Annotated in this window: 17 protein-coding genes and 1 pseudogene; 9 read left to right on the top strand and 9 right to left on the bottom strand. The window is 38.0% G+C overall.

Translation table 11 applies throughout. From position 1 onward, the window contains the following. Positions 1-97 precede the first annotated feature (97 nt). Positions 98-541 (bottom strand): flavodoxin, encoded by a 444-nt coding sequence (locus B7695_RS10450; RefSeq protein WP_084891607.1) that lies wholly within the window; start codon positions 539-541, stop codon positions 98-100. Between the two features lie 103 nt (positions 542-644). On the opposite strand from B7695_RS10450, the gene B7695_RS10445 reads away from it, so the two are divergent. From B7695_RS10445 to B7695_RS10430, 4 genes are all read left to right on the top strand, one after another. Further along, the gene (locus B7695_RS10445; RefSeq protein WP_084891605.1) at positions 645-1,580 is read left to right on the top strand and encodes a DHH family phosphoesterase; all 936 of its coding nucleotides are present in this window, start codon (positions 645-647) and stop codon (positions 1,578-1,580) included. 95 nt (positions 1,581-1,675) lie between these two features. Then, on the top strand, positions 1,676-1,918 hold the full coding sequence (locus tag B7695_RS10440; RefSeq protein ID WP_000710764.1) for a type B 50S ribosomal protein L31: 243 nt from the start codon (positions 1,676-1,678) through the stop codon (positions 1,916-1,918). Between the two features lie 189 nt (positions 1,919-2,107). Further along, the gene (gene relB / locus B7695_RS10435; protein WP_192855783.1) at positions 2,108-2,392 is read left to right on the top strand and encodes a type II toxin-antitoxin system RelB/ParD family antitoxin; all 285 of its coding nucleotides are present in this window, start codon (positions 2,108-2,110) and stop codon (positions 2,390-2,392) included. Beyond that, the gene (locus B7695_RS10430) at positions 2,382-2,741 is read left to right on the top strand and encodes a type II toxin-antitoxin system RelE/ParE family toxin (protein WP_084891601.1); all 360 of its coding nucleotides are present in this window, start codon (positions 2,382-2,384) and stop codon (positions 2,739-2,741) included. Before relB ends, B7695_RS10430 begins: the two co-directional genes overlap by 11 nt. A gap of 152 nt (positions 2,742-2,893) precedes the next feature. Here the strand turns inward: B7695_RS10430 and B7695_RS10425 are convergent. The 3 genes and pseudogenes from B7695_RS10425 to B7695_RS10415 form a co-directional block, all read right to left on the bottom strand. Beyond that, positions 2,894-3,337, bottom strand: a pseudogene (locus B7695_RS10425) (imelysin family protein); the annotation flags it as partial. Between the two features lie 168 nt (positions 3,338-3,505). Continuing rightward, positions 3,506-4,909 (bottom strand): N-acetylmuramoyl-L-alanine amidase, encoded by a 1,404-nt coding sequence (locus tag B7695_RS10420; RefSeq protein WP_084891597.1) that lies wholly within the window; start codon positions 4,907-4,909, stop codon positions 3,506-3,508. An 11-nt stretch (positions 4,910-4,920) separates the two neighbouring features. Further along, entirely contained in the window at positions 4,921-5,823 is a 903-nt protein-coding gene (locus B7695_RS10415; protein WP_084891595.1) for a helix-turn-helix domain-containing protein, read from the bottom strand. A 249-nt stretch (positions 5,824-6,072) separates the two neighbouring features. Here B7695_RS10415 and B7695_RS10410 point away from each other — a divergent pair, with 249 nt between their 5' ends. The 5 genes from B7695_RS10410 to B7695_RS10390 all read left to right on the top strand — a co-directional run bounded on the left by B7695_RS10410 (position 6,073) and on the right by B7695_RS10390 (position 10,733). Next, positions 6,073-7,302, top strand: a complete 1,230-nt coding sequence (locus tag B7695_RS10410) for an N-acetylmuramoyl-L-alanine amidase family protein (protein ID WP_084891593.1) — start codon at positions 6,073-6,075, stop codon at positions 7,300-7,302. A 45-nt stretch (positions 7,303-7,347) separates the two neighbouring features. Further along, positions 7,348-8,673 carry an N-acetylmuramoyl-L-alanine amidase family protein gene (locus B7695_RS10405; RefSeq protein WP_084891591.1) on the top strand — a complete coding sequence of 442 codons (1,326 nt, stop codon included), beginning with the start codon at positions 7,348-7,350 and terminating at the stop codon, positions 8,671-8,673. Positions 8,674-8,706: 33 nt separating this feature from the next. Next, positions 8,707-9,171 (top strand): hypothetical protein, encoded by a 465-nt coding sequence (locus B7695_RS10400; protein WP_084891588.1) that lies wholly within the window; start codon positions 8,707-8,709, stop codon positions 9,169-9,171. Positions 9,172-9,175: 4 nt separating this feature from the next. Further along, positions 9,176-10,225: a DUF6287 domain-containing protein gene (locus B7695_RS10395; RefSeq protein WP_084891586.1), complete on the top strand. Its 1,050-nt coding sequence runs from the start codon at positions 9,176-9,178 to the stop codon at positions 10,223-10,225. A gap of 208 nt (positions 10,226-10,433) precedes the next feature. Beyond that, complete coding sequence (locus B7695_RS10390; protein WP_042900806.1) at positions 10,434-10,733, top strand: YbaB/EbfC family nucleoid-associated protein; 300 nt, start codon at positions 10,434-10,436, stop codon at positions 10,731-10,733. 117 nt (positions 10,734-10,850) lie between these two features. Here B7695_RS10390 and B7695_RS10385 read toward each other — a convergent pair whose 3' ends face one another. From B7695_RS10385 to mutY, 5 genes are all read right to left on the bottom strand, one after another. After that, entirely contained in the window at positions 10,851-11,624 is a 774-nt protein-coding gene (locus B7695_RS10385) for a potassium channel family protein (RefSeq protein ID WP_084891584.1), read from the bottom strand. 86 nt (positions 11,625-11,710) lie between these two features. Next, positions 11,711-12,520 carry an MBL fold metallo-hydrolase gene (locus B7695_RS10380; RefSeq protein WP_000004961.1) on the bottom strand — a complete coding sequence of 270 codons (810 nt, stop codon included), beginning with the start codon at positions 12,518-12,520 and terminating at the stop codon, positions 11,711-11,713. Between the two features lies 1 nt (position 12,521). Next, positions 12,522-13,871 (bottom strand): cell wall metabolism sensor histidine kinase VicK, encoded by a 1,350-nt coding sequence (gene vicK / locus B7695_RS10375; protein ID WP_084891582.1) that lies wholly within the window; start codon positions 13,869-13,871, stop codon positions 12,522-12,524. Continuing rightward, on the bottom strand, positions 13,864-14,571 hold the full coding sequence (gene yycF, locus B7695_RS10370; protein ID WP_000722071.1) for a response regulator YycF: 708 nt from the start codon (positions 14,569-14,571) through the stop codon (positions 13,864-13,866). Before yycF ends, vicK begins: the two co-directional genes overlap by 8 nt. A 54-nt stretch (positions 14,572-14,625) precedes the next feature. Then, positions 14,626-15,801: an A/G-specific adenine glycosylase gene (gene mutY / locus B7695_RS10365; protein WP_084891580.1), complete on the bottom strand. Its 1,176-nt coding sequence runs from the start codon at positions 15,799-15,801 to the stop codon at positions 14,626-14,628. Positions 15,802-15,825: the final 24 nt, after the last annotated feature.

Raw genomic sequence — 15,825 nt, 5'->3', positions numbered from 1 at the left:
TGAATTATTGTATCAAAAAGCCACTAAATAGGCTAGTAAAATCCCAAGTCACGGTAAGAAAAATGCACTGATTGATTGCATCAGCGCACGTTTATACTTATCCTACTTTAGCAGCCAATTCTTCTGCAAATTGTTCCAAGCGTTCAATATCTTCTTCCTCGGCAGAAAGATCAACTTTGACACACTCTGAACCTTTTTCTGCTCCTGTTGACACAAAGACACGGTCAAAGTCATCAACAGCCTTACAGAATTCATCGTAGAAGGTATCTCCTGAGCCGACCACTCCGTAGATTTTGCCATTCAAGTTGAGATCAGCTAAATCTTCGTAGAAGTCCATCATCTCATCTGGCAATTCACCATCACCATAAGTATAGGTCGCAACGATAGCGATGTCTGCTTCCAAGAAGTCTGAAGCGTCAATAGTTGTACATTCATCAACATCGACATCCAATCCCAAGTCACGTAATTTGTCTGCTACAATATCTGCAATTTCTTCGGTATTACCGGTCATACTGGCAAATACAATTTTTGCTAATGCCATATCGTCCTCCTCAATTTATCTTTCTCCATTATATCACATCTTTTTCATTTTAAAAATAAAAATTCTTGTGCTACAATGAAATGAGAAAGAATTGAGGTTATTTATGGACATTTGCCATCAAATTTTAGAAAAAATCAAAGAATACGACACGATTATCATTCACCGTCATATGAAACCAGACCCTGATGCCTTGGGAAGTCAAGTGGGATTGAAAGCTCTTCTCAAACATCATTTCCCAGAAAAAACTATCAAAGCAGTTGGTTTTGATGAACCAACTCTTACTTGGATGGCTGAAATGGATTCTGTTGAAGATAGTGCCTACCAAGGAGCCCTTGTCATCGTCTGTGATACAGCTAATACTGCTCGTATCGATGATAAGCGCTATCGTCAAGGTGATTTTCTCATTAAGATTGACCACCATCCAAATGATGATGTATATGGTGACCTGTCTTGGGTCGACACTAGTTCAAGTAGCGCTAGCGAGATGATTACCCTATTTGCTGAAACAACCCAACTGGCCTTGTCAGATCGCACTGCTGAGTTGCTCTTTGCAGGAATTGTCGGTGATACAGGTCGCTTCCTCTACCCTTCTACCACTGCACGGACCCTCCGCCTTGCTGCTTATTTGAGAGAACATAACTTTGACTTTGCAGCTCTCACTCGCAAAATGGACACTATGAGCTACAAAATTGCAAAACTTCAAGGCTACATCTACGACCATCTGGAAGTGGATGAAAACGGTGCAGCGCGCGTTATCCTGAGTCAGAAAATCTTAAAACAATTCAATGTTACCGATGCTGAAACTGCAGCCATTGTCGGTGCACCTGGACGCATTGACAGTGTAAGTCTCTGGGGAATTTTTGTGGAGCAGGCTGATGGCCACTACCGCGTTCGCTTACGCAGTAAAATCCATCCTATCAATGAAATCGCCAAGGAACATGATGGTGGAGGTCACCCTCTAGCAAGTGGTGCTAATTCCTATAGCCTAGAAGAAAACGAAATCATCTACCAAAAGTTAAAAAACTTGCTTAAAAACTGATAAAATACTTGCCAAACTTTTCAGAATCTGATAGACTAGTATGGTAATAATCTATGGCTCGCAAAGAGACCATGGCAGAAAGGAAATATTGCAAAATGAAAAAAGATATCCATCCAGAATATCGCCCAGTTGTCTTCATGGACACAACTACTGGTTACCAATTCCTTAGCGGTTCAACAAAACGCTCTAACGAAACAGTTGAGTTCGAAGGCGAAACTTACCCATTGATCCGTGTGGAAATTTCATCAGACTCACACCCATTCTACACTGGACGTCAAAAGTTCACTCAAGCAGATGGACGCGTGGATCGTTTCAACAAAAAATACGGTCTCAAATAATGATAAAAAGAACAGTTTCGGCTGTTCTTTTTTCTTTCTTGAAATTAACTACTGTTTTCATGTTCCAAACTCAAAAAACTTTGCACTCTAGCTAGCCACACGATGGTTTCTAGAGAACAAAGTTTTTTCTTGCCTAAAAAGTATAAAAGATATATACTAGCTATATATAGTATAGATTGGAGATATACCATGACTACATCACTTACTAAGCAATACAATTTTAAAATCAATAAATCATCAATGGAACAAGCTAGAGCTATCATCAAGGAAAAAGGAATGACTATGACGGATGCTATTAGTCTTTTTATCGAGCAAATTGTTCTCGAACAGGATTTACCAATAAAAACTGCAGAAGATTTACACCGTGAGCGATTGATTCAGGAACTACAAGCCCAATCTGAACGCGCCTTAAGAGAATATGAATCCGGACAAGGAACTTCCCTAGATGATATGAGGCTACGATATGACTTATAAAGTGATTCTATCTACCGAAGTGAGTCAAGCAATTGACAGTATTCATGATTACATTACTACTGTTCTTTTATTACCCCAGTCGGCTAAAAATACTGTGGCCAAAATTCTAGACGGCTTAAAAAGTTTAGAAACCTTTCCTGAAGCTGGCTTTGATGCAGATGAAAAAATCGTCCTTAAAATCAATAGTAAGTACCCCACACGAGGAAAAATTATCGGGCAATATATCTTGCTTTACTTTATCGATCAAACCCAAAGAACTGTTTTTCTTTCCCACTTATTCCACACAAAAAGCGACTATGTTACCTTGCTACAAAGCAAAAATAATAAAAACTCAAAATCATCATTTTAATGTCAACTGCTCCCTTAATAGCCTTGTGATTATAAAGAATACAGTCTTCATTTTAACTAGAAAATAAAAAAACTTTGCACTCTAGCTAGCCACACGATGGTTTCTAGAGTACAAAGTTTTTTATTAGACAAATCTTATTCTTCCTTATCTTGATTTTCAGTTCCTTTAGTTGTATTGTCTTCCCAAAGGATACGCTCGATACGGTGGAAACCAGACCAACCTTCTTCTGTCTTGTTTTCGTCCATATAGTCTGCCAAACGGAAGTCAATTTTTACATCTGACTCACCAAAACTTTCAGCAATTGGTTCTGAACGCTCATAAGACATACGAATCAGTGGATAAACCTTCTTAGCTTCTTCTAACTTACCTTCTTTCAAAAGTTTGACAAATCCTTCCGTATCTGTCAAAAGTTTATCAATTTGCTCTTGCACAAAAGTCTCATAGTCAGCAGTGGCCTTATCAAGCATTTTCTGCTTGTCTTCAGACAAGGCTGTCACCTTAGATGAATCGGTTGTATCTGCTGATTTTTCAAACCTAACAGCACAAGCTGTCAATAGCAAGGCTGAAGATAAAAGGACAAAACCTAGTTTTTTCATTGTTTACTCCTATCGGTTCAGGAAACCTGAATTAATTTTACGTCTCATTATACCACGTTTTCACTCATTTTTTAATAAATTTTCAGAAAATTCAATGTTATGAATAGCATTACAAATGCAAAAAACTAAGCCTAGGAAAATCTCCAAAGCTTAGTTTGATCTAGTTTCTTAATTTCCAGCGTAATATTTTTGAATTCCTTTAATAATGCCTTCAACTAACTTATCTTGGTATTGATCACTACGGATTCGTTGGTTTTCTTCTGGATTATCCATATAACCCAACTCTAATAACACAGCAGGTTTCGCAGTCTCACGAAGAACAGCGAAGGTGGATTGCAAAAGCCCAGCATCTCTAGCTCCTGTCTCGGCCAAGAGAGATGAATGAAGGTCAGCTGCCAAACGATTACTTTCACTCATTCGATCTGGATTATTATGCCAGTACTGGTTAATCTTGCTCGGATAATCTACTTCTTCCTTATAAGAATAAGTCTGTATTCCCAGATTCAATGTTGTGTCATTCCCAGTAGCGTTAAAATGAATACTAATAAAGAAGTCTGCATTCGTCTTATTTACCATACGAGAACGCTCTGTCACAAAGTCAACATCCACATCACTATCACGAGATGTTAAAACTGTATAGCCCAGTTCCTCTAAACGTTTCCGTAATTTACGAGAGACCTGTAGATTCAAATCTTTTTCAGCTATTCCATAATAGTAAGCGCCCGAATCACGTCCACCATGCCCAGGATCTAGGAAGATAGTTTTACTATAGTGCCCCTTTTCAAATCCTTTTGGAAGTTCTTGAACCCATTTACCATTATCTTTGAAAAAATGGCTGCTTCCATTAATAGTATAAGTTCCAGTGACATAAACGCCATCTTCTTTAAGATAATACCAAGCTTGATAATCTTGATCATAAAGCCACTCTTTATGAGCCATGTAGCCACCAGATTTTAGATAGTAAGAGCCAACCCATTGCTGTTCAGCATAGTGCCCACCTGACTTGAGATAAAACCAGCTAGAGTAGTTAGGATCGTACACCCATTCTTTATCTGCCATAGCCCCACTGGACTTCAGATAATAATTTCCCTTCCAGGTATTAGCCATCATGACACCATTTTGATCAAATGCATACCATTTACCATTGATTTGACTCCATTGGTTAGACAGATATTTTCCTGAACCATTGGCGTAGTACCACTTGTTAGCCATCTGATACCAGCTATTTTCAAGTAAGTAACCATTCTTATCAAATAGGTAGCCCTCATAAAGAGTATCTGTAAATTTGACACCCGTTTGACTATAATAAGTCCACTTCCCGTCTTCTTTTACCCAACCAGTTTGTAGCTTAGACTCAGTAGGAAGAGTTGGCTTTATCTCCTGCTCACTCGAACTAGGGATCGGGCTCGTTGGCTGGATTTCTGTAGTTGCTTGAGAAGCATTTGCAGAGCTAGTAGTTGAACTATCAATAGAGTTATTCGTAGAATGACTAGCATCATTAGCTAAAACTGTTTGGCTAGTGAATCCAAGAAGAGCCAGAGCAAGAATCGTAAATTTCTTATATGATTTCATTTATAACCTTTCTAGGGGAATGGAATCCCTGTGTTATTGAGTTCTTTAACTTCCTTAATGAAGGAGTTTTTTAAGGATAAAATTTCATTTTCTGGAAATAAGACTTTCATGGTATCAAGATGTTGGATAATCTGATGTCCTAGTTTTATCCCCTCTATTTTATTTTGTCTAAGAAGATTATACACCTCATACATCTTGATAGTCATAAAAGGATATAGAGGTAAATAGTAACCAGTATGGACAAAAATCCTGCAATACTTTATACGATACAATTCAATTTTATCTATCAATTGTTGTGCCAAATCATAATAAGCATTTTCAGAATAGTATTTAACAATTGTTCGAAGTACATCCACCAACATATGGGTTTGATTTGTAGCTAAAGGAAGGCTACTTGAGAGAAGTTCAAAAACTTCTTTTTCTTTTTGTTGATACATTTCAAGAGGAAAATCAAATAAAGTGCCTAAGCGTTGAAATACATGAAAATCAAAAGGTAACCAGTAATCCATTGAAAACAGCTGTTCTTTTAGTTGTTCAAGGATTTCCCAATCCTCTTCAGTTAGCATTTTTTCAGTAGATATGAGAGTTAATAAATGAAGGAAATTTCTAACATAAGGATTTTCATCATCTTTGACTGTATCTTTGGCATCATCAGACTCCAAAGTTCGATCATTTCTATGTTCGACTAATTTGGTTGTCTCTTCATTTTGCATGGAAACCACAAGGATGATGTCTTCATTGGAAACAATATTCAGATTCTCAAAGATAAAGAAAGTATCTGTTTTAATCATAGCTTCGCCTTTTTCAAACTTACTTAGATTATTAGGGCTAATCGCTGTACCAGCTACTTGTTTTAAAGTAAATCCTCTTTCTTCTCTCATCTTTTTAAGCGCGGGGCCGAAATTTGTAGACATAACTTTCTCCCTTATTTTATTTTAACTTCACTTTTATATTATACACTAATCATAAGTAAATAGGAGAAAAACTACGAAAACGTTCTATTTCACCTTGATTTTAGGGTGTTGATATAGAAAAACGTATTTTTTCGTAGTTTTTTTAAATTTAATAAAGTTTCTTAGTATACTAGAGATAAATTATTATAAAGGAGATGGTGGAATTAACTTATCATAAAAACATTTATAATAAAAACAAGAGGAGACAAAATGAATAAGCAAACTAAAAAATTCACACTTGCAACAGTTCTAACACTTTCATTATTAGGAGTTGGAAGTCTTGCACCCCAATCAGTAGCCGCTAATGATAGACTGGCTTCCACTCAAGAAATCAATGGTCAATCTTATCATATCTTGAACTCTGAGGTAACTAGTACTTCTGCCGGTACTAGCTTAGTTGGAATTGAAGGAACCTTCTTGACGCCAGATAAACAGGCTATTTTAGACCGTATCAATGCCATTCGAAAAGAGGCGGCAGATGAAGGTCTAGTTACCAGCTATGTTCCCATCAAATGGTCAACTGCACTAGAGAAAACAGCATTTTCTCGTGCAGCAGAAGCTTCTGTAACTATGAATCATAAACGTTTATCTAATAAAGATATTTGGAGTGCATGGCCTTCAGGAAATTTCTCACTAGCCGAAAATTTAGCTTGGAACTATGATGGATTTATGACGGCTATTAATCAATGGTATGAAGAAAAAGCAGATTACGTCAAATCTCTTAGTGGAGCAAGTGTCTCTGCTCAAACTGGACATTATGAATCCTTAATCAATCCAGAATTGACCTATATGGGTTTGGCAGCCTTTGATAATCCTAAAAATAGTTGGATTACCGTTGCACAAAGTTTCGGAACAGCATCTGGTGGCTCTGAAGAATTAGCTGGTGGTTATGGAAAAGCCATTCAATACACAGAAGTAAACTCTTCTCAGACTCAAACATTTGCGACTAAAGCGAATCTTTTTGACAAAGACTTGAAGTCTATCGGAACTCATACCAGTAAGCAAACAAAACAAGGTAAGTCTAACGGGACTAATAAACCAGGTTTCTTTTTTCAAATGCAAGATATTGGTAGGGGTATGGGTTTTTGGCGACAATCTGGCTCTCGTTGGTGGTTTATGCAACTTGATGGGTCTTACCCTTACAATCAGTGGGCACAATTAGATAATATCTGGTATCACTTCGATAGTTCAGGATGGATGCAGACAGGTTGGTTGAAAGACGGTGGGAATTGGTACTACCTCGACGGCTCAGGCGCTATGAAGACTGGCTGGCTCAAAGATAACGGTAGCTGGTATTATCTTGATAGCTCAGGGGCTATGAAAACAGGCTGGATGAAGGTATCTGGTAAATGGTACTATGCCTATAGCTCTGGTGCACTCGCAATCAATACGACGACCCCTGATGGCTACCGTGTCAATTACAAGGGTGAGTGGGTCTAGGATAATATTATAAAAAATAGATAAAAAGAAAAGGAAACAAAAATTATGAAAAAAATCGTTTTAACTACTACAGCAGTTTTATCACTTGTAGCAACAGGAGCTACGATTTCAAGTGTCAATGCCGCAAGTGTTCCAATGGTCAAAGTATGGTCTCCAGCAGCCAATGCCTATGTTGAAGTCCCTGCTATTGGTTATCGTGATACAGATTTAGTCGCAACAGATGTGACGCTTGTAGAAAAAAGAAAAGCACAACTCGGAGCATTTTCTAAAGGTAATAGTGAATTTATAACGGTTGATTATGTAGACAAAGCTTATAGACAAGAATTTTCTAAGCAATTTGCAAGTTTTGAATCCAATGGTATCGCCACATTCAACGGTAAAACGATTGCCTTTAAAGCAACAGACTATGGTATCTATACCATGAAGTTTGAATTAGACGGAGTTCGTTACAAACTAACAGCCGATGTTAGAGAAAACGTAGGGAAAGGAGCACCTTTTTACACTTATGTAACTAAACTAGAAGTTTTATCAACTAATCAAGCAAATGCTATCTCGAATACGAGTACTGAAAAACAAATAGAAGCAACAATTACAAAGGTTGAAATTCATCATTTTGGAGTTAATTTTGAAGGTGTACTCTCAGAGCCACTACAACACGGAGGAGATAATGCAGCTAGAGGAAATGTTACTCTAATTGATAAGGCTAGCGGAAAGATTGTGTACCAACATAATAATGATGTCATCTTTAGTGGTCTAACTAATGACGTCAACGACCAATTTCTTTTACCTTTAATCTATAGCAATAAATTTAAAGGGGATGTTTTCGATATCAGACAGTTTCCTGCTGGAACATATATCTTGGAGATGTCAGGAGAGGCAGGTTCTCCACACGATCACTCAGTTGACAACAGAAAACGTGTCTTTAAAGTTAGAAAAGAGGTGACTATCGGAAATCCTTCGACAAATTCAAATACTAACACGACTACTCAATCTGATTCAAATTCTAATTTCTCAGGCAGTTGGGTGCAATCTGGTTCTCGCTGGTGGTATAAACACGAAGATGGCACTTATACTGCGAACGGCTGGGAAAAAATCAACGGTGTTTGGTATCGTTTTGATAACTCTGGTTGGATGCAAACAGGCTGGGTAAAAGACGGTGGCTGGTACTATCTTGACGGTTCAGGTGCTATGAAGACTGGTTGGCTAAAAGATAACGGTAACTGGTACTACCTTCAAGATTCAGGTGCTATGAAAACAGGCTGGATGAAGGTATCTGGCAAATGGTATTATGCCTATAGCTCTGGAGCCCTAGCAATCAATACGACTACACCTGATGGCTACCGTGTCAATGCTAACGGCGAGTGGGTTTAACATACAATAGGAATAAATTAAGGAGACAATTATATGAACAAAGTTATAAAAATTGAAGATGAAACAGTTTATGTTGGAAAAGGTGATAATGGTCAATTTACTGCAATTTCAAGAAAAAGTTTTGGTTTTGAACCACAAGTAGGTGATTATGTAGAATTTTATCAAAACGGTGACGAGTATATTGTTTCAAAAATAGATAACACATCTCCAGCTACCTCTAGTCAACATTCAAATGGAATGAGTGATAAATCTAAACTGGCCGCAGCCTTATTTGCCCTATTTTTAGGAGCGTTTGGTGCCTACGATTTTTACATCGGAAATTCTAAACAAGGATACAAGCGTATCGGCATAACTCTGCTGGCTATCATTCCTATATTGACACTATTTGTTGTTCTGGCAAATGCTATTTGGAATATTATAATTACTATTCAAGTTTTAACGTCTAAAACTGGTAGTAAATGGCACCAAGATGCCCAAGGCTTAGAATTACAAGATTAAATATATGAAAAAATTATTTCTATTCAGTATTAGTATTTTAGCTATCTCTATTTTAACGGCTTGCCAACATCAGAGTGAAAACACTTCCTCAGCAAGTTCTGAAGCAATTGCTTCAAGTACTAGTTCAACTTCTTCTACATCGGAAGAGAAGAAAACAGATTACACCCTATACAATACTGTCCTTAAAGAATATGCCAAAGTATTAGATGGTTCGTCAGCTTCACCTAAAGAGCTCAATTCAAAAGCAAACTTAAAAAATACTTATCCTAAAGAATACTCTGGACTACAATACAGCTTGTATGATTTAGACCAAAATGGTACAGACGAACTTTTGGTTGCCCTTAAAACGGATTCTAACTATTACGATTTATTAGATATTCGAACTCTAAAAAATGGTGAAGTTATTCGACTAACCAATGCAGAAAATAATCTGGATTTTATTGGTGAGCGCGTTCATTTTAATCCTTTAGAAAATAGCTATTTCCAATTATCTACCCGAGTATCTACTAATCAAATCCAACTTAAACTATACAAGTTGAATCAGGATGGAACACAGTTAGAGTTAATTAGTGAATCAGATACAGAAGAGGGACTGGGGACAAAACCACCTTCCCTTGATATAAGATCTTTCTCTTGGAAATCTGTCACAAGTCTCATAAATGAAGAATCTTCCCTTCCGTCAGAAAGGAAAGGAATGGATATTTCTGCAATTCAAAATGGAGATTTTTCTAGTGTTGCAGGAACTTGGAGAAATCCTACAGGTATTGAATTCACCTTTGACAAAAATGGTTTAGTAAGTGATCATTCCAAGATTTCAATTGAACACGCTAAAGAAATTGACCACTATCTTAAGGCAAATATACTTCCTAAAGATGGAGGTGCTGGTGGCTCTGCCCTTGCCTTTTTACCAGCAGGAATCCCTATAACCATGTCTGTCACCTCTTCTTCAGATAATGGCTATACTGACTCGTCTGATATCACACAAGACCGCTTATGGCTTGGACACCAACTTATCAATGGCAGTACGGAGGGATTTTTCTATAAAGTAGAATAGAGCTGGTAAACCCTTAAACTAGCTCATAAATTATCTAGTAACTATATAGGATAAATATTCTTATTCTCTTAGAATATCTATCCTATATTTTTATTTCCTCTACATTCCTTTCGCTACTAGATGAATTCACTCAGAAAAAGATTAGACTTTTAACCCCAAAATTGATAAAATAGGAAGGAAAATAAGATAAAAGGAAACTGTAATCACCATGATGAACATGCAAAACATGATGCGTCAAGCACAGAAACTTCAAAAACAAATGGAACAAAGCCAAGCTGAACTTGCTGCTATGCAATTTGTTGGCAAATCTGCTCAAGACCTTGTTCAAGCAACCTTGACTGGAGATAAGAAAGTTATCAGCATTGACTTCAATCCAGCTGTCGTTGACCCAGAAGACCTTGAAACTCTTTCTGATATGACCGTTCAAGCCATCAACTCCGCTCTTGAACAAATCGATGAAACGACCAAGAAAAAACTGGGTGCTTTCGCAGGGAAATTGCCATTCTAATAAAAATCACAAAAACGCATAATATAAGGTGCCAGATGTACTGACCTTGATATTATGCGTTTTATTGTGTCAAGACTTACTTGATTTCTCCTCGAATCAAGTTTTGTCTCACTTTTATTATATTTTTTCAACTAAGTCTTTTATCATTCGATGTAGTTCTTCTATCTTTTCAGATTGTTTCTCTATTAATATTCTCTGACTAGATAATTCATCTTGGAGTTTATCAAATTGTATCTGTTCATCTGGATTCTCCTTTACAAAAAAGTTCGTTAAGGTACTTGTTAACATTCCTATTGTACTAATCCCTACCAACATTAATAAAACAGCTATCCATTTCCCAAAAAGGGAAACTGGAACAATATCACCATAACCAACAGTGGTTACTGTCACAAGAGCCCACCAAAGACTATCTGAGAATGATTTTTCTTCAACTACAGATAAAATTGAACTTCCTACTAGCACGATAAAGATATTAACATACAAGATATAAATCAGGCCATTTGTCCGTAAGAATCTACTAATTTTTCTTTCTAATTTACCTGTAAGTCCAATTATTCTAAGTAAACGAGTCAGTTTCAGTAATTTTGTCAGCCTTGCTAAGCGAAAGATACGCCCTAATCGAAATATTGTAAAAATAGCATTTAAAGGGAGAATAGCCAATAAATCAAAAATATTTTCAAGAATAAAGCGCCATTTTCTTTTAGTAGTAAAAAAGCGCCAACTATAATCAATTACAAAAACACCCCAGATTACTAAATCAATAATACTATAAGGCGGATTGTCCAAATCAATCATCTCAGCAAATCCAAGCAAGACTAGAACAACAGATATCAACGCAAGTATGATAATCATTGTGTCATAGTAATCCTCAAATAACCATTTTCTTTTCACACTACTTCTCCTATATCATTTGTAAACATTATACCACACCAAATCTCTACTAAAATATATGAAAAAAGGCATATTCGCCTTCTTTTTTATATATCTGTCAATGGTGTTGCGGTATCTGGTGAGGTATCATAAACCTTAAAGTCTACTCCAACTCCTAGATCAGCTTGCGCTAGCTGATTGACCATGGTCATGTGAGCTAGTTCCTTGATATTGTTCTCCTTGGACAAGTGACCAAGGTAGATTTTCTTAGTGCGATTTCCTAGCGTCCGAATCATTGCTTCAGCACCGTCCTCGTTAGAAAGGTGACCCAGATCCGATAGGATTCGTTGTTTGAGTCGCCAAGCGTAAGAACCTGCTCGCAAAATCTCTACATCATGGTTGGACTCGATAAGATATCCATCCGCATTTTCGACAATTCCCGCCATACGGTCACTAACATAACCTGTATCTGTCAAAAGGACAAAACTCTTGTCATCCTTCATAAAGCGATAGAACTGCGGTGCGACTGCATCATGGCTAACACCAAAACTCTCTATGTCGATATCTCCAAAGGTTTTGGTTTTACCCATTTCAAAAATATGCTTTTGCGAAGAGTCTACCTTGCCGAGATACTTGCTATTTTCCATAGCCTGCCAGGTCTTTTCATTGGCGTAAAGATCCATACCATACTTTCGAGCCAAAACGCCTACTCCATGGATATGATCTGAATGCTCATGGGTAATCAAGATGGCATCCAAGTCTTCTGGCTTGCGATTAATTTCAGCAAGTAGGCTAGTAATCTTTTTACCAGACAAGCCCGCATCCACTAAAAGTTTCTTTTTTGGAGTTTCCAGATAAAAGGAATTTCCACTGGAACCCGACGCTAAAATACTGTATTTAAAGCCTGTTTCACTCATTCTAGTCTTCTACTTCATCCTCCCATACTTCTTCTTTCACTGCATCCTTATCATAAGGGAGCACAATGGTAAAGGTTGATCCCTTACCGTATTCACTCTTGGCCCAAATAAAGCCCTTATGTTGTTTGATAATTTCTTTGGCAATAGACAGTCCTAGACCTGTACCACCTTGGGCACGACTTCTAGCACGATCCACACGATAAAAACGGTCAAAGATACGTGGTAAATCCTGCTTAGGAATACCCAAACCTTGGTCTGAGATGGATAAAATCATCTGATCATCAGTCGTCTTCATAGTCACTGTGATTTTCCCACCATCTGGCGAATACTTAATAGCATTGTTAAGAATATTGTCAATCACCTGTGTCATCTTGTCTGTATCAATTTCAATCCATACCGAGGTAATGGGGTAATCTCTCACCAGTTCGTATTTCTTCTCTTCATCCTGCCCTCTTATCTGATCAAAACGGTTGAGGATAAAGGTAATAAAGGCAGTAAAGTTTATCAATTCTACATCTAGGTGACTGGTGGCATTGTCAATTCGAGAAAGATGAAGGAGGTCAGTTACCATGCGTATCATACGATTGGTTTCGTCTAGAGATACCTTAATAAAGTCTGGTGCTACAGTTTCACACAAAGCCCCCTCATCCAAGGCTTCAAGATAGGATTTAACACTGGTTAAGGGTGTCCGTAACTCATGGCTAACATTGGAAACAAAGAGTCTTCGTTCGCGTTCTTCCTTCTCCTGCTCAGTCGTATCGTGCAAAACAGCCACCAAACCTGAAATAAAGCCAGACTCTCGACGAATCAAGGCAAAGCGAACACGGAGACTCAGATACTCACCATTAGCATCTTGAGAATCAATGATGAGCTCAGGAATTTGGGTAATCAAATCACGAAGTTCATACTCATCTTCAATCTTAAGTAACTCTAGGATACTCTTGTTGAGAACATCTTCTTTCTGAACACCTAACTGTTTCTTAGCCATGTCATTAATCATGGTAATCTTGCCACGACGATTGGTCGCAAGGACGCCGTCCGTCATATAAGAGAGGATACTATGTAATCGTTTACTCTCTTGTTCCAGATTTTCTTGGGTTAAACGAATTACTTCTGATAAATCATTGAGATTATTAGTAATATTAGTAATTTCAGAGCTTCCCTGCATATCCAATACCTGAGAATAATCTCCTGCAATCAGGTCTTTTACCTTTTGATTGATTTGCTTCAACCGAATATTATCCCGACGATTTTCTAGCAAAAGTAAGGTCACTACTAAAATAAAGCCAAGTAGAATGAGGATAAAGATAAAATCACTGGTTAAAACTGTGTCTTTAATTAGTTTAATCATTATTTCTCATATAATAACCAACACCGCGACGTGTTAGGATATATTCAGGACGACTTGGTGTATCTTCAATCTTCTCACGCAAACGTCTGATGGTTACGTCAACTGTTCGAACATCTCCGAAATAATCATACCCCCAGACCGTTTCAAGCAAGTGTTCACGCGTAATTACTTGACCGATATGAGAAGCCAAGTGATACAAAAGCTCAAATTCACGGTGAGTTAAGTCTAGTTCTTCACCGTATTTCTTAGCAACATAGGCATCTGGAACAATCTCCAAGTCCCCAATTTGCAAGGGTTGAGTTTTATTTTCATCTGATTCTTGATTATCCACAGAAGCCAAGTCCGTGCGACGAAGAAGAGCTTTAACACGCGCCTGCAACTCACGATTTGAGAAGGGTTTGGTTACATAGTCATCCGCCCCAAGCTCTAAACCGATAACCTTATCAAATTCACTGTCTTTAGCCGACAGCATGATAATAGGCACACTGCTGGTCTTGCGAATGGTCTTAGCAACTTCCAAACCATCAATTTCTGGAAGCATCAAATCCAGAATAATAATATCTGGCTGCTCTGCTTCAAATTGTTCTAACGCTTCACGACCGTTAAAAGCAGTTACAACCTCGTAACCTTCCTTGGTCATATTAAACTTGATAATATCCGAGATTGGTTTTTCATCATCTACAATTAGTATTTTTTTCATATGTTCACCTTTTTCTCTACTATTATACCAAAAAATAGCAAGAAGACACAATAGCTAGTCTTTGCTACTGTCTAAGTTGGCTTTTGCATAAGCCTGCCAGATTTTTTGTTGGGGTTTGGCAAATGGGACATCCTTGAACTCTTCTGGTAAGAGCCAGCGAACTTCCCTATCTGAAAAATCATGGAAGTCAGTCACCTGACCTGCTACAATCTGTACATGCCACTTGCGATGGCTAAAGACATGCTTGACAGTCTCAAAATAAGTATCAAACCAAGCAACATCTAGGTCATAGTCCTGCTGAAAACTCTCTTCTGGACTGGGGCCAAAGTTGACACTTTCTTCTGCAACCTGATGAAAGAGGTCAAACTGCTCCTCTTGCGAAAAGTTATCAACTTCTATCAAGGGGAAATGCCAAAAACCTGCCAATAGCTTTTCACTTTCATTTTTTTCAAGTAAAAATTGTCCCTGAGTATTTTTGACCACCAAGGCTTTTAGATAAATGGGAACTGGCTTTTTCTTGGGAGCCTTGATTGGATAACGGTCCATGGTTCCATTCTGATATGCTGCACTAAAGTCCTTAACTGGACTTTCTTCTGGTCTGGGATTTACAGGAGACTCAATATCTGAGCCCAAGTCCATTAAGGCTTGGTTAAAGTCACCTGGCCGTTCTGGGTCAATCAAGATTTCCATCATTGCCTGAAAAATTTTGCGATTACTTGGAATCCCAATATCGTGGTTGACTTCAAACAGACGCGCCAAGACCCGCATGACATTACCATCGACCGCTGGCTCAGGCAAATTAAAAGCGATACTGGAAATGGCTCCTGCAGTATAAGGTCCAATTCCTTTCAAGCTGGAAATTCCTTCATAGGTGTTTGGAAATTGGCCACCAAAGTCAGTCATAATCTGCTGGGCCGCAGCCTGCATATTGCGTACTCGAGAATAATAACCCAAACCTTCCCAAGCCTTCAACAAACGCTCTTCAGGGGCTGTTGCCAAACTTTCCACAGTTGGAAACCAGTCTAAGAATCGTTCGTAGTAGGGAATAACTGTATCCACCCTGGTCTGCTGAAGCATAATTTCAGAAACCCAGATATGATAAGGATTTTTACTTCTACGCCAGGGTAAATCTCTTTTGTTCTCATCATACCAGTTGAGAAGTTTCTCACGAAAAGAACTAATCTTCTCCTCCGGCCACATGACGATACCGTATTCTTTCAAATCTAACATATCTCTAGTATAACACAGAAGGTT

The sequence above is a fragment of the Streptococcus mitis genome (assembly GCF_002096845.1).
GTDB lineage: Bacteria > Bacillota > Bacilli > Lactobacillales > Streptococcaceae > Streptococcus > Streptococcus mitis_A.
This window is presented reverse-complemented; position numbering and strand designations above follow the sequence as displayed.

Excerpts from the sequence above, each read along its gene's own strand:
- B7695_RS10450 (WP_084891607.1), bottom strand. The coding sequence starts at position 541 with ATGGCATTAGCAAAAATTGTATTTGCCAGTATGACCGGTAATACCGAA.
- B7695_RS10445 (WP_084891605.1), top strand. The coding sequence starts at position 645 with ATGGACATTTGCCATCAAATTTTAGAAAAAATCAAAGAATACGACACG.
- B7695_RS10440 (WP_000710764.1), top strand. The coding sequence starts at position 1,676 with ATGAAAAAAGATATCCATCCAGAATATCGCCCAGTTGTCTTCATGGAC.
- relB (WP_192855783.1), top strand. The coding sequence starts at position 2,108 with ATGACTACATCACTTACTAAGCAATACAATTTTAAAATCAATAAATCA.
- B7695_RS10430 (WP_084891601.1), top strand. The coding sequence starts at position 2,382 with ATGACTTATAAAGTGATTCTATCTACCGAAGTGAGTCAAGCAATTGAC.
- B7695_RS10420 (WP_084891597.1), bottom strand. The coding sequence starts at position 4,909 with ATGAAATCATATAAGAAATTTACGATTCTTGCTCTGGCTCTTCTTGGA.
- B7695_RS10415 (WP_084891595.1), bottom strand. The coding sequence starts at position 5,823 with ATGTCTACAAATTTCGGCCCCGCGCTTAAAAAGATGAGAGAAGAAAGA.
- B7695_RS10410 (WP_084891593.1), top strand. The coding sequence starts at position 6,073 with ATGAATAAGCAAACTAAAAAATTCACACTTGCAACAGTTCTAACACTT.
- B7695_RS10405 (WP_084891591.1), top strand. The coding sequence starts at position 7,348 with ATGAAAAAAATCGTTTTAACTACTACAGCAGTTTTATCACTTGTAGCA.
- B7695_RS10400 (WP_084891588.1), top strand. The coding sequence starts at position 8,707 with ATGAACAAAGTTATAAAAATTGAAGATGAAACAGTTTATGTTGGAAAA.
- B7695_RS10395 (WP_084891586.1), top strand. The coding sequence starts at position 9,176 with ATGAAAAAATTATTTCTATTCAGTATTAGTATTTTAGCTATCTCTATT.
- B7695_RS10390 (WP_042900806.1), top strand. The coding sequence starts at position 10,434 with ATGATGAACATGCAAAACATGATGCGTCAAGCACAGAAACTTCAAAAA.
- B7695_RS10380 (WP_000004961.1), bottom strand. The coding sequence starts at position 12,520 with ATGAGTGAAACAGGCTTTAAATACAGTATTTTAGCGTCGGGTTCCAGT.
- vicK (WP_084891582.1), bottom strand. The coding sequence starts at position 13,871 with ATGATTAAACTAATTAAAGACACAGTTTTAACCAGTGATTTTATCTTT.
- yycF (WP_000722071.1), bottom strand. The coding sequence starts at position 14,571 with ATGAAAAAAATACTAATTGTAGATGATGAAAAACCAATCTCGGATATT.
- mutY (WP_084891580.1), bottom strand. The coding sequence starts at position 15,801 with ATGTTAGATTTGAAAGAATACGGTATCGTCATGTGGCCGGAGGAGAAG.